The sequence below is a fragment of the Pseudomonas sp. JL27(2026) genome (genome assembly GCF_056933555.1).
In genome coordinates this window covers 1,816,809-1,829,574 of sequence record NZ_CM167794.1, presented here as the reverse complement: position 1 = coordinate 1,829,574, position 12,766 = coordinate 1,816,809, and the positions used below count along the sequence as shown (strand labels likewise).

At 58.0% G+C, this 12,766-nt stretch carries 10 protein-coding genes; 1 reads left to right on the top strand and 9 read right to left on the bottom strand.

The genetic code is table 11. The annotated features are described in order from the left end of the window. Positions 1–91: 91 nt before the first annotated feature. The 6 genes from odhB to sdhC all read right to left on the bottom strand — a co-directional run bounded on the left by odhB (position 92) and on the right by sdhC (position 7,663). Positions 92–1,306: a 2-oxoglutarate dehydrogenase complex dihydrolipoyllysine-residue succinyltransferase gene (gene odhB / locus AC1Z1G_RS08235; protein ID WP_483626302.1), complete on the bottom strand. Its 1,215-nt coding sequence runs from the start codon at positions 1,304–1,306 to the stop codon at positions 92–94. Between the two features lie 42 nt (positions 1,307–1,348). Continuing rightward, positions 1,349–4,180, bottom strand: a complete 2,832-nt coding sequence (locus AC1Z1G_RS08230) for a 2-oxoglutarate dehydrogenase E1 component (RefSeq protein ID WP_483626300.1) — start codon at positions 4,178–4,180, stop codon at positions 1,349–1,351. 254 nt (positions 4,181–4,434) lie between these two features. Continuing rightward, the gene (locus AC1Z1G_RS08225; protein ID WP_045057758.1) at positions 4,435–5,139 is read right to left on the bottom strand and encodes a succinate dehydrogenase iron-sulfur subunit; all 705 of its coding nucleotides are present in this window, start codon (positions 5,137–5,139) and stop codon (positions 4,435–4,437) included. 11 nt (positions 5,140–5,150) lie between these two features. Beyond that, a complete protein-coding gene (sdhA, locus tag AC1Z1G_RS08220; protein WP_347904835.1) occupies positions 5,151–6,923 on the bottom strand; it encodes a succinate dehydrogenase flavoprotein subunit in 1,773 nt (590 codons plus the stop codon). Positions 6,924–6,926: 3 nt separating this feature from the next. After that, positions 6,927–7,295, bottom strand: coding sequence for a succinate dehydrogenase, hydrophobic membrane anchor protein (sdhD, locus tag AC1Z1G_RS08215; protein WP_003446906.1), 369 nt, complete (start codon positions 7,293–7,295; stop codon positions 6,927–6,929). Then, positions 7,289–7,663 carry a succinate dehydrogenase, cytochrome b556 subunit gene (gene sdhC, locus AC1Z1G_RS08210; RefSeq protein ID WP_347904834.1) on the bottom strand — a complete coding sequence of 125 codons (375 nt, stop codon included), beginning with the start codon at positions 7,661–7,663 and terminating at the stop codon, positions 7,289–7,291. The genes sdhD and sdhC overlap by 7 nt, the downstream gene beginning before the upstream one ends. A gap of 363 nt (positions 7,664–8,026) precedes the next feature. Between sdhC and gltA the strand changes: the two genes are divergently transcribed. Then, positions 8,027–9,316, top strand: coding sequence for a citrate synthase (gene gltA, locus AC1Z1G_RS08205; RefSeq protein ID WP_347904833.1), 1,290 nt, complete (start codon positions 8,027–8,029; stop codon positions 9,314–9,316). A 302-nt stretch (positions 9,317–9,618) separates the two neighbouring features. Here gltA and AC1Z1G_RS08200 read toward each other — a convergent pair whose 3' ends face one another. From AC1Z1G_RS08200 to AC1Z1G_RS08190, 3 genes are all read right to left on the bottom strand, one after another. After that, positions 9,619–11,277 (bottom strand): cation acetate symporter, encoded by a 1,659-nt coding sequence (locus AC1Z1G_RS08200; RefSeq protein WP_483626297.1) that lies wholly within the window; start codon positions 11,275–11,277, stop codon positions 9,619–9,621. Next, a complete protein-coding gene (locus AC1Z1G_RS08195) occupies positions 11,274–11,585 on the bottom strand; it encodes a DUF485 domain-containing protein (protein ID WP_347904831.1) in 312 nt (103 codons plus the stop codon). The genes AC1Z1G_RS08200 and AC1Z1G_RS08195 overlap by 4 nt, the downstream gene beginning before the upstream one ends. A 296-nt stretch (positions 11,586–11,881) precedes the next feature. Further along, positions 11,882–12,730, bottom strand: a complete 849-nt coding sequence (locus tag AC1Z1G_RS08190) for a glycine betaine ABC transporter substrate-binding protein (protein ID WP_483626295.1) — start codon at positions 12,728–12,730, stop codon at positions 11,882–11,884. Between the last annotated feature and the right edge of the window lie 36 nt (positions 12,731–12,766).

Here is a 12,766-nt window from a genome sequence, read left to right as displayed (position 1 = left end):
AACCGGACAACCTCTTTTGGAGGTCATCGTGGGACGAAGCTGTGTGTTTCGGCAAAAGGCCGATCATCGCTGATCGGCCAGTGCAACGAAATCAGATATCCAGCAGCAGACGAGCCGGGTCTTCCAGCAGGTTCTTGATGGTAACCAGGAAAGTCACAGCTTCTTTGCCGTCGATCAAACGGTGATCGTAAGACAGCGCCAGGTACATCATCGGGCGGATAACCACCTGACCATTGATCGCCATCGGACGCTGCAGAATGTTGTGCATGCCCAGGATTGCTGCTTGTGGCGGGTTAACGATCGGGGTCGACATCATCGAGCCGAATGTACCACCGTTGGTGATAGTGAACGTACCACCGGTCATTTCGTCCATCGACAGCTTGCCGTCGCGGGCTTTCTTGCCAAAGGTGGCGATGCCGCCTTCGATTTCAGCCAGGCTCATCAGCTCGGCGTTACGCAGAACCGGAACCACCAGGCCACGGTCGCTGGAAACAGCAACACCGACGTCGGCGTAACCGTGGTAAACGATGTCGCCACCGTCGATCGACGCGTTGACAGCCGGGAAGCGCTTCAGCGCTTCGGTGGCCGCTTTCACGAAGAACGACATGAAGCCCAGGCGTACGCCGTTGTGGGACTTCTCAAACAGGTCCTTGTACTTCGAACGCAGGGCCATGACTTCAGTCATGTCGACTTCGTTGAAGGTGGTCAGCATCGCCATGTTCGATTGAGCTTCAACCAGACGCTTGGCAACGGTGGCCCGTACGCGGGTCATCGGTACGCGCTTCTCGATGCGATCGCCAGCAGCAAACACCGGAGCGGCGGCGGCAGGAGCAGCAGCCTTGGCAGGCGCGGCAGCAGGAGCGGCTTTCTTGGCAGCAACAGCCGCGACCACGTCTTCCTTGGTCACACGACCGCCTTTGCCGGTACCGGCAACGGAGGCAATGTTGATGCCGTTTTCTTCAGCCAGCTTGCGCGCAGCAGGAGCAGCAACAGGATCGTCTTCGCCAGCAGCGGCCGGAGCAGCAGCTTGTGCAGGTGCGGCGGCAGCCGGAGCAGCGGCAGCAACACCGCCTTCCACGATGGAGCCCAGGACTTCGTCGGACAGAACGGTGTCGCCTTCGTTCTTGACGATAGCGCCCAGCACGCCGTCAGCGGTAGCCAACACTTCCAGTACGACTTTATCGGTTTCGATGTCGACGATCAGCTCGTCGCGCTTGACCGCGTCGCCCGGTTGTTTGTGCCAGGTGGCAACGGTGCCATCGGCAACCGATTCCGGGAAAGTGGGGGCTTTGATCTCGATAGCCATTGTCTGTGGTTCCTTAAATTCGGTTTCAGGTGCGCGAAGGCGTTAAACAGTAAAGGCGTCTTGCAGCAGTTTTTCTTGCTGCTCAGCGTGCATCGATGCATAACCACAAGCAGGTGCAGCAGACGCTTCACGGCCCGCGTACTCGAGTACGAGAGACTTGTTGTGACCGCTGATGATGCGACGCATGTGATGTTGGCTGCAGTACCAGGCACCCTGGTTCATCGGCTCTTCCTGACACCAAACGATGTGTTTGAGGTTGGAATAAGGAGCCAGGACTTCAATCAAGTCGTCCTCAGGGAATGGGTACAGCTGCTCAATACGCACAATGGCGATGTCATCACGACCTTCGGCACGGCGTTTTTCCAGCAGGTCGTAGTAGACCTTGCCGCTGCACAGAACAACGCGACCGACCTTTTTCGGGTCCTGGGCGTCGATTTCCGGGATAACGGTCTGGAACGAACCTTCGGCCAGATCTTCCAGCGTCGAGATGGCCAGCTTGTGGCGCAGCAGCGACTTTGGCGTCAGTACGACCAGAGGCTTGCGCAGCGGGCGAATCACCTGACGGCGCAGCAAGTGGTAGATCTGGGCAGGCGTCGTCGGCATGCACACCTGAATGTTGTGCTCGGCGCACAACTGCAGGTAACGCTCCAGGCGAGCCGAAGAGTGCTCCGGACCCTGACCTTCATAACCGTGTGGCAGCAACATGGTCAGACCGCAGAGACGGCCCCACTTGTGCTCACCGCTGGTGATGAACTGGTCGATCACCACCTGGGCACCGTTGGCGAAGTCGCCGAACTGGGCTTCCCAGATAACCAGGGCATTCGGCGTGGTGGTCGAGTAACCGTACTCGAACGCCAATACCGCTTCTTCGGACAGGAACGAGTCGTACAAGTCGAAACGCGGCTGACCTTCGTACAGGTGCTGCAGCGGAATGTAGCTGCCGGCATCTTTCTGGTTGTGCAAGACAGCGTGACGGTGCGAGAACGTACCGCGGCCGATGTCCTGACCGGTCATGCGAATCGGGTGACCTTCAAACGCCAGGGTCGCGTACGCCATGGTTTCGGCGTAACCCCAGTTGATCGGCAGGCCGCCGGCTTGCATCTTCTGGCGGTCTTCGTAGATCTTGGCAACCTGACGCTGAACCACGAAGCCTTCCGGAATTTCCAGCAGCTTGGCGGACAGTTCTTGCAGGGTTTTCAGATCGAACGTGGTGTCGTGACGCGCAGTCCAGGCGTGGCCCAGGTACGGACGCCAGTCCACAAACAACTCTTTGTTCGGCTCTTTGACCAGGCTTTTTACAACATGCAAGCCGTTGTCCAGCGCGTTACGGTATTCATCGATTTTCGCTTGAACACGCGCAGCGTCCAGAACACCGCCCTGGGTCAGACGATCGGCATACAGCTCACGGGTGGTGCGCTGTTTGGCGATCTGCTGGTACATCAGAGGCTGGGTGCCGCTAGGCTCATCAGCTTCGTTGTGGCCGCGACGACGGTAGCAGACCAGGTCGATCACCACGTCGCGCTTGTACTGCATGCGGTAGTCGATGGCCAGTTGGGTCACGAACAATACAGCTTCCGGATCATCACCATTCACATGGAGGATCGGCGCCTGGATCATTTTCGCAACGTCGGTCGCATACTCGGTAGAGCGCGAATCCAGCGGGTTGCTGATGGTGAAGCCAACCTGGTTGTTGATCACCAGGTGGATCGTGCCGCCCGTCTTGAAGCCGCGGGTCTGCGACATCTGGAAGGTTTCCATGACCACGCCCTGACCTGCGAATGCAGCATCACCGTGGATGGAAATAGGCAGAACCTTGTCACCGGTTGGGTCGTTACGACGATCCTGACGGGCACGTACCGAACCCTCGACCACTGGCGAAACGATTTCCAGGTGGGAAGGGTTGAAGGCCATGGCCAGGTGAACTTCACCGCCGGTGGTCATGACGTTGGACGAGAAGCCCTGGTGGTATTTAACGTCACCGGAACCCAGCTCGACCTTTTTCTTGCCTTCGAACTCGTCGAACAGCTCACGCGGGTTCTTGCCGAAGGTGTTGACCAATACGTTCAGACGACCACGGTGGGCCATGCCGATAACGATTTCCTTGGTGCCGTAGGACCCCGAACGCTGAATCAGTTCATCCAGCAACGGGATCAGGCTTTCACCACCTTCCAGACCGAAACGCTTGGTGCCCGGGTATTTGGTGCCCAGGTATTTTTCCAGGCCTTCAGCGGCTGTCACGCGCTCGAGCAAGTGGCTCTTGATGTCCGCGGAGTACGTCGGACGGCCACGCACGCTTTCCAGACGCTGCTGGAACCACTGGCGCTGCTCGGAATCGACGATGTGCGTAAATTCAGCGCCGATGGTGCGGCAATATGTCTGCTGCAACGCTTCGTGAATTTCGCGTAGGCTCGCTTCCTCTTTGCCGATGAACAGGTCGCCGGCACGGAAGGTCGTATCAAGATCGGCATTGGTCAAGCCGTAATGATTGATCGACAGGTCTGCAGGTGCAGGACGCTGCCACAGCCCCAGCGGGTCAAGCTGGGCTGCCTGGTGGCCACGCATACGGTAGGCCTGGATCAATCGCAGCACTTCAACTTGCTTCTTCTCGTGCTCACTGCTCACGCTGCCGGCGGAAACCGGTTGGGCGCGGCGCTGGTTCTTTGCCAGCAGCACGAAATGATCGCGAATTGTCGAGTGCGAAACATCGATGGCAGAGTTGCCGTCTGTCGGCAACTTCTGAAAGTAGGTGCGCCACTCTTCTGGCACAGCGTTAGGGTCGTGCAGGTAGAGCTCGTAGAGCTCTTCCACATAGGCAGCGTTACTACCGGATAGGTAGGCGCTGTTCCACATGCGCTGCATCACGCTTTCTTGCATGCTTGGTCACCCTCGGTTAGGGGAACACCACCGGCGAAGACACCGAGCAAACTTGCAGAAGTCCGAATGCAGCGACCAAAACAAGCCACTTAGGATCACGCTGATAGTCCGGGTACCAGCCCGGATGCCCCTGCTTGTCTCATTTCTTCAAAATAAGAGCCGCAGCGTTATCGGCTGCTGCTCTGGTTATAGCCAAGACGCGGGTTGAAGCCCGCGCCTTAGCCTCTACGGGTACAGCGGGTACTACAGCTGAATCACACGCCGCTTTGCAGAAGCATGTTACGAATGTGACCGATGGCCTTAGTCGGGTTCAGGCCTTTCGGGCATACGTTGACGCAGTTCATGATCCCGCGGCAGCGGAATACGCTGAACGGGTCATCCAGCGAAGCCAGACGCTCGGACGTCTTGGTGTCGCGGCTGTCTGCCAGGAAGCGGTACGCTTGCAGCAGAGCAGCCGGGCCCAGGAACTTGTCCGGGTTCCACCAGAAGGACGGGCAAGAGGTCGAGCAGCAAGCACACAGGATGCACTCGTACAGACCGTCAAGCTTTTCACGCTCTTCAGGGGACTGCAGACGCTCGATGGCCGGGGCCGGCGTGTCGTTCTGCAGGTAAGGCTTCACCTTCTCGTATTGCTTGTAGAAGATGCTCATATCGACAACCAGGTCACGGATAACCGGCAAACCTGGCAGTGGACGAACAACCAACTTGTTACCTTTTACAACAGCAGACAGCGGCGTGACGCAGGCCAGGCCGTTCTTGCCGTTGATGTTCATGCCGTCGGAACCGCAAACACCTTCACGGCAAGAGCGACGATAGGAGAAACCTTCGTCCTGCTCTTTGATCAGGGCCAGCACGTCCAGCACCATCAGGTCTTTACCACCGGTATCAACCTGGAACTCCTGCATGAACGGCGCGGCGTCCTGATCAGGGTTGTAACGATAAACACTGACTTTCAACATGGCGGCCACCCTTAATAAGTCCGAATCTTAGGTTCAAAAGTCGGAACAGTCTTCGGCGAGAAGTTCACAGCACGCTTGGTCACGCGCTTTTCACCCGGGAAGTACAAGGTGTGGCACAGCCAGTTTTCGTCGTCACGGTCTTCGAAGTCTTCACGGGCATGAGCGCCGCGGGACTCTTTACGTACTTCGGCAGCGATGGCGGTGGCTTCAGCCACTTCCAGCAGGTTCTGCAGTTCCAGTGCTTCGATACGCGCAGTGTTGAACGCCTGCGACTTGTCGTTGATCTTGACGTTGGCGATACGTACACGCAGGTCAGCCAACTGGGCGATACCTTTCTGCATGTATTCACCGGTACGGAACACACCGAAGTAGTTCTGCATGCAGTTTTGCAGCTCGCGACGCAGGGTTGCCACGTCTTCACCTTCGGTACGCGCGTTCAGAGCGGAGAGACGCGACAGTGCAGCTTCGATGTCGGCGTCGGTAGCGTCGTCGTATTCGATGCCGTCGGTCAGCGCCTTTTCCAGGTGCAGGCCGGCAGCGCGGCCGAATACCACCAGGTCGAGCAGTGAGTTGCCGCCCAGACGGTTGGCACCGTGAACCGATACGCAAGCCACTTCGCCCACAGCGAACAGACCATGAATGATCTCGTCCACGCCTTCAGCGTTCTGAGTGATCGCCTGGCCGTGAATGTTGGTCGGAACACCGCCCATCATATAGTGGCAAGTCGGAACAACCGGAACCGGAGCAACCACCGGATCAACGTGAGCGAACGTCTTCGACAGTTCGCAGATGCCTGGCAGACGGCTGTGCAGCACTTCCTCGCCCAGATGGTCGAGTTTGAGCATTACGTGGTCGCCGTTCGGGCCGCAACCGTTACCAGCGATGATTTCCTTAACCATCGAGCGGGCAACAACGTCACGACCGGCAAGGTCTTTGGCGTTCGGAGCATAACGCTCCATGAAACGCTCGCCGTGCTTATTGATCAGGTAACCGCCTTCACCACGGCAACCTTCAGTCACCAGAACACCGGCGCCGGCGATGCCGGTCGGGTGGAACTGCCACATTTCGATGTCTTGTACCGGCACGCCAGCACGCAGCGCCATGCCGACGCCGTCACCGGTGTTGATCAGGGCGTTGGTGGTGGACGCGTAGATACGACCTGCACCACCGGTCGCCAGAACAGTAGCCTTGGCGCGGATGTAGGTGGTTTCACCGGTTTCGATGCAGATCGCGATCACACCGACGAACGCGCCTTCCTGGTTCTTCACCAGATCGACAGCGTAGTACTCGTTCAGGAACGTGGTACCGGCTTTCAGGTTGCCCTGATAAAGAGTGTGCAGCAGCGCGTGACCAGTACGGTCGGAAGCGGCGCACGTACGGGCAGCCTGCCCGCCTTTACCGTAATCCTTCGACTGACCGCCGAACGGACGCTGGTAGATGCGGCCCTGCTCGGTACGCGAGAACGGCATGCCCATGTGGTCCAGCTCGTAAACGGCAGCCGGACCTTCCTGACACATGTATTCGATAGCGTCCTGGTCACCGATGTAGTCGGAACCCTTGACGGTATCGTACATGTGCCAGCGCCAGTCATCGTTCGGGTCGGCAGACGCGATGGCGCAGGTGATGCCACCCTGGGCCGATACAGTGTGCGAACGGGTCGGGAAAACCTTGGTGATCACGGCAGTCTTGTGACCGCCCTGTGCCAGTTGCAGCGCTGCGCGCATGCCGGCACCGCCGCCGCCAATGATGATGGCGTCGAAAGAAATCGTTGGAATGTTAGCCATGAATCAGATACCCCAGAGAATCTGCACACCCCAGACGAAGTAAGCGAACATCGCAACGCCGCATACTGCCTGGAAGAGGAAACGTACGGCGGTCGCCGACTTGCCCAGCGCCATTGGCGTCAGGTAGTCAGTCGCAATGGTCCACATGCCGACCCAGGCGTGAGCGCCCAGGGCCACCAGGGCCAGCAGACTGAAAATACGCATCCAGTTGCTTGCGAACAGTTCGTGCCATTGGGCGTAGCCAATGCCAGGGTTCGCAACGAGGTATCCGATCAGGAAGATGAAATAAGCCGCGAGAACGACCGCAGACACACGCTGTGCCATCCAGTCATAGAGGCCCGAACGCGATAGGTTCGTAACGCTGGTTACCATATCCAAACTCCCGCCAGAACGATCAGCACCGCAGACACGGCGATAATGATTTTCGAGCCCAGTCGTCCGCCTTCCAGCGTCTCACCGATGCCCATGTCCATGATCAGATGGCGTACACCGGCCACCAAGTGATACAGCAAGGCGGACAGCAGGCCCCACGCCACGAATTTGGCCAGCGGACTGGTCAAGCATGCCTTCACCTCGGCGAAACCTTCCTCGGAACCCAGGGATTTGCTCAATGCATAAAGCATGATGCCAAGGCCCAGGAAGAGGATGATGCCGGAAACACGGTGAAGAAATGACGTTACGCCGGTGATGGGGAGTTTGATGGTCCTTAGGTCTAGGTTTACAGGTCGTTGGCTATTCACGGCTTTTTTTCACACTGAAGAGCCCCTAACAATCAGGGCAAAGTTGTTGGGGAGTGCACTGGTCAGGTAACCACCACCCAGGGAGTGCGACCCCCATCAAAACGGGCCCAAAAGCCCCTGGCGGTCGGAGGCCGAGTATAGACAGTTAGGCTACTAATGACAACGCAAACACCTTCCCCTAATAGCTCATTGCGTTAGCGGAATAAAAGGCGTAAATGGCAGGTAATTTCGAGGAAAAAGTCCGGTTAAAGCCTTCTGGAGCAAGACTTTAGGCAAATTGACATTCGAATTTATCTCACTATAGTGGTGCGGGCCCTGCGTGGGGGGTCTGTCTGATGATTTCAAGCATAAATAGGAGGCCACATGGCTGACAAAAAAGCGCAGTTGATCATCGAGGGCGCAGCCCCCGTCGAGCTGCCCATTTTAACCGGCACCGTTGGTCCCGATGTAATCGACGTACGGGGCCTGACGGCCACGGGCCGTTTCACCTTTGACCCGGGTTTCATGTCGACCGCCTCTTGCGAGTCGAAGATTACCTACATCGATGGCGACAATGGCATCCTGCTGCACCGCGGCTACCCGATCGAGCAACTCGCCGAGAAGTCGGACTACCTGGAAACCTGCTACCTGCTGCTCAACGGCGAACTGCCGACCGCAGAACAGAAGGCCCAGTTCGTCAGCACCGTGAAGAACCACACCATGGTCCACGAGCAGCTGAAGACCTTCTTCAACGGCTTCCGTCGCGACGCCCACCCAATGGCCGTCATGTGCGGTGTAGTCGGTGCCCTTTCGGCCTTCTACCACGACTCCCTGGACATCAATAACCCGCAGCATCGCGAAATCTCCGCGATCCGCCTGGTTGCCAAGATGCCGACCCTGGCAGCAATGGTTTACAAGTACTCCATGGGGCAACCCATGATGTACCCGCGCAACGACCTGTCGTACGCGGAGAACTTCCTGCACATGATGTTCAACACCCCGTGCGAGATCAAACCGATCAGCCCGGTACTCGCCAAGGCCATGGACCGGATCTTCATCCTCCACGCCGACCACGAGCAGAACGCATCGACCTCCACCGTACGCCTGGCAGGCTCTTCGGGTGCCAACCCGTTTGCCTGTATCGCTGCCGGCATCGCGGCACTCTGGGGCCCGGCTCACGGCGGCGCCAACGAAGCCGTATTGACCATGCTCGACGAAATTGGCGATGTCTCGAACATCGACAAGTACATCGCCAAGGCCAAGGACAAAAACGATCCATTCAAACTGATGGGCTTCGGTCACCGGGTTTACAAAAACCGTGATCCACGCGCCACCGTCATGAAGAAGACCTGCGACGAAGTCCTGAAGGAACTGGGGATCAACAACGATCCGCAACTCGAACTGGCCATGCGCCTGGAAGAGATCGCCCTGACCGACCCGTACTTCATCGAACGCTCGCTGTACCCGAACGTCGACTTCTACTCGGGGATCATCCTCAAGGCGATCGGCATTCCAACCAGCATGTTCACCGTGATCTTCGCCCTGGCGCGGACCGTCGGCTGGATCTCCCACTGGAAAGAAATGCTCTCCAGCCCTTACAAGATTGGCCGTCCGCGCCAGCTGTACACCGGCTACGAGTCGCGTGACATCACCAAGCTGGAAGACCGCAAATAAGACCTGTCTTGCGATAATGTCTTAAGTAACACCGCAAACGGCCTCTATTAATATAGAGGCCGTTTTTATTTGTGCCGCATTTCAAGTATTGCAGTGACTGAGCCACCGCCTTCACGGGCAAGCCCGCTCCCACAGGATGTGCGGTCGCACACAAAATGTCTGGGTTGCCTCGAGCCTTGTGGGAGCGGGCTTGCCCGCGAAGGCGTCAGTACCGAGAACACAAAAGCCTGCACAAACAAAAATGCCCCGATCTCTCGACCGGGGCATTTCGTTTCAGCTCAGCTTGCAGCTTCTAGCCACTCTTAGTGCGACACCGCCCCACTCGCTCCCAAGCCTGTCTGTGAACGAACGAACTGCGGGAAGAACAGCGCCCGCTCGTTATCCGCCGCGGTCGACTTGTCGGTGATCGAGAAGAACCAGATCCCGACAAATGCAATGATCATCGAGAACAGCGCAGGGTATTCATACGGGAAAATCGCCTTCTCGTGATGCAGGATCTGCACCCAGATGGTAGGCCCCAACACCATCAAGCCCACCGCACTGACCAGACCCAGCCAGCCGCCAATCATGGCGCCACGGGTGGTCAGCTTTTTCCAGTACATGGAAAGCAGCAACACCGGGAAGTTGCAACTGGCCGCAATGGAGAACGCCAGGCCAACCATGAACGCGATGTTCTGGCTTTCGAACAGGATGCCCAGACCAATCGCCAATACGCCCAGAGCGACGGTGGTGATCTTCGAAACGCGGATTTCGTCCTTGTCGTTGGCCTTGCCCTTCTTGATCACACTGGCATACAGGTCGTGAGACACCGCCGAAGCACCGGCCAGGGTCAGACCGGCAACCACCGCCAGAATGGTCGCGAACGCTACTGCCGAGATGAAGCCCAGGAAGATACTGCCGCCCACCGCGTCAGCCAGGTGCACCGCCGCCATGTTGTTGCCACCCAACAGCGCGCCAGCCGCATCTTTGAACGCCGGATTGGTGCTGACCAGCAGGATCGCGCCAAAGCCGATGATGAAGGTCAGGATGTAGAAGTAGCCGATGAAACCCGTGGCGTACAGCACGCTCTTGCGCGCTTCTTTAGCGTCACTCACGGTAAAGAAACGCATCAGGATGTGCGGCAGGCCCGCGGTACCAAACATCAGCGCCAGCCCCAGCGAGAACGCCGAAATCGGATCTTTCACCAGGCCGCCCGGGCTCATGATCGCCTCACCTTTGGGGTGAACCTTGATCGCCTCGGAGAACAGCATGTTGAAGTCGAAGTTGACGTGTTTCATCACCATCAGCGCCATGAACGATGCGCCGGACAGCAGCAGCACAGCCTTGATGATTTGCACCCAGGTGGTCGCCAGCATGCCGCCGAACAGCACGTACAGGCACATCAGGATGCCGACCAGGATCACCGCTACGTGGTAATCGAGGCCGAACAGCAGTTGAATCAGCTTGCCGGCACCGACCATTTGCGCGATCAGGTAGAACGCCACCACCACCAGCGAACCGCAGGCCGACAGTGTGCGAATCTGGGTTTGCCCAAGGCGGTAGGACGCCACGTCGGCAAAGGTGTACTTGCCCAGGTTACGCAGGCGCTCGGCGATCAGGAACAGGATGATCGGCCAGCCTACCAGGAAGCCGATCGAGTAGATCAGGCCATCGTAGCCGGAGGTGAATACCAGCGCGGAAATCCCCAGGAAGGACGCTGCCGACATGTAGTCACCGGCAATCGCCAGACCGTTCTGGAAACCGGTGATCTTGCCGCCCGCCGCGTAGTAGTCGGCCGCCGACTTGTTGCGCTTGGACGCCCAGTAGGTGATGCACAGCGTTGCGCCGACGAAGACCACGAACATCAGGATCGCCGAAACGTTGAGCGGTTGTTTGTGCACTTCGCCGGTCAGTGCCTCGGCCGCCCAAACGGCCGGTGCGAAGGCGGCAATGCCCAGAGCTGCCAATAGACGCCGGATCATTGCTGAGCCTCCTTGAGAATCGCATTGTTCAGGTCGTCGAATTCGCCGTTGGCGCGTCGCACGTAGATAGCGGTCAGGATGAAGGCCGACACAATCAGCCCCACACCGATCGGGATACCCCAGGTAATCGATGACTCGGGGCTGATCTTGGCCCCCAGCACATGCGGCCCGTAGGCAATCAACAGGATGAAGCCCGAGTAAAGTCCGAGCATGATCGCCGAGAGTATCCAGGCGAACCGCTCTCTCTTGCTGACCAGCTCCTTGAAACGCGGGCTGTTTTGAATCGAGAGGTAAATGCTGTCGTTCATTGTTTTTATCCTCGCAGCACAGATTATTGTTGGAACGTATCCACTTTCATGCGGCTGAAGGAGAGGTTCCAGACGACCTTAGTAGTAGAACGACATGACAGAATCGCCATTTTCCAGCAGACACTGAAACCAATGTGGGAGCGGGCTTGCTCGCGAAGAGGGAGTATCAGTTGGCATCAAGTTGCCTGACACACCGCTTTCGCGAGCAAGCCCGCTCCCACAAGGGAAAGCAAAAGGCCGCTTGGCGGTTATGCCAAGCGGCCTTCAGAGGTGCTGACCAGACACGTCAGCTCAAATCATTTGATCCACTCGGCCACGCGCTCCGGGTGTTTGGCCACCCAATCCTTGGCAGCAACTTCAGGCTTGGCGCCGTCCTGGATCGCCAGCATGACTTCGCCGATTTCGTCTTTCGACGCCCACTGGAAGTTGTGCAGGAACTTCGCCACTTCCGGTGCTTTTTTCTCCAGGCCTTTGCTGCCGATGCTGTTTACGGTCTCTGCCGCGCCGTAAACGCCTTTTGGATCGTCAAGGAAACGCAGTTTCCACTTGGCGAACATCCAGTGCGGCACCCAACCGGTGACGGCGATGGATTCGTTTTTCTCTTCCGCCCGAGTCAGTTCGGCAATCATCGCCGCGCCGGAACTGGCCTGCAGTTTGTAATCGAGGCCGTAATCCTTGATCGCCTGATCGGTCTTGAGCATCACGCCTGAACCGGCGTCGATGCCGACAATTTTGCTCTTGAAGCTGGTGTCGTCCTTCAGGTCGGCAATGGACTTGGCCTTGACGTACTCCGGCACGATCAAGCCGATCTTGGCGTCCTTGAAGTTCGGGCCGTAGTCGACCACCTTGTCCTTGTTCTTGGCCCAGTATTCACCGTGTGTCACCGGCAGCCAGGCTGACAGCATGGCGTCGAGTTTGCCGGTGGCCACGCCCTGCCACATGATCCCGGTGGCAACCGCTTGCAGCTTCACGTCATAACCGAGTTTCTGCTTGATGACTTCGGCCGCCACATGAGTGGTCGCCACGCTGTCGGACCAACCGTCGACATAGCCGATGCTCAGGGTTTTACTGTCGGCGTTGGCGAATGTGGAGCCCATCGCAAGCACCAGAGCGGCACCTGCGCCTAAGAGTCGTCGCATCTTCATCGTTACTTCCCCGAAAGTGCTGCGCCCGACGGGTGC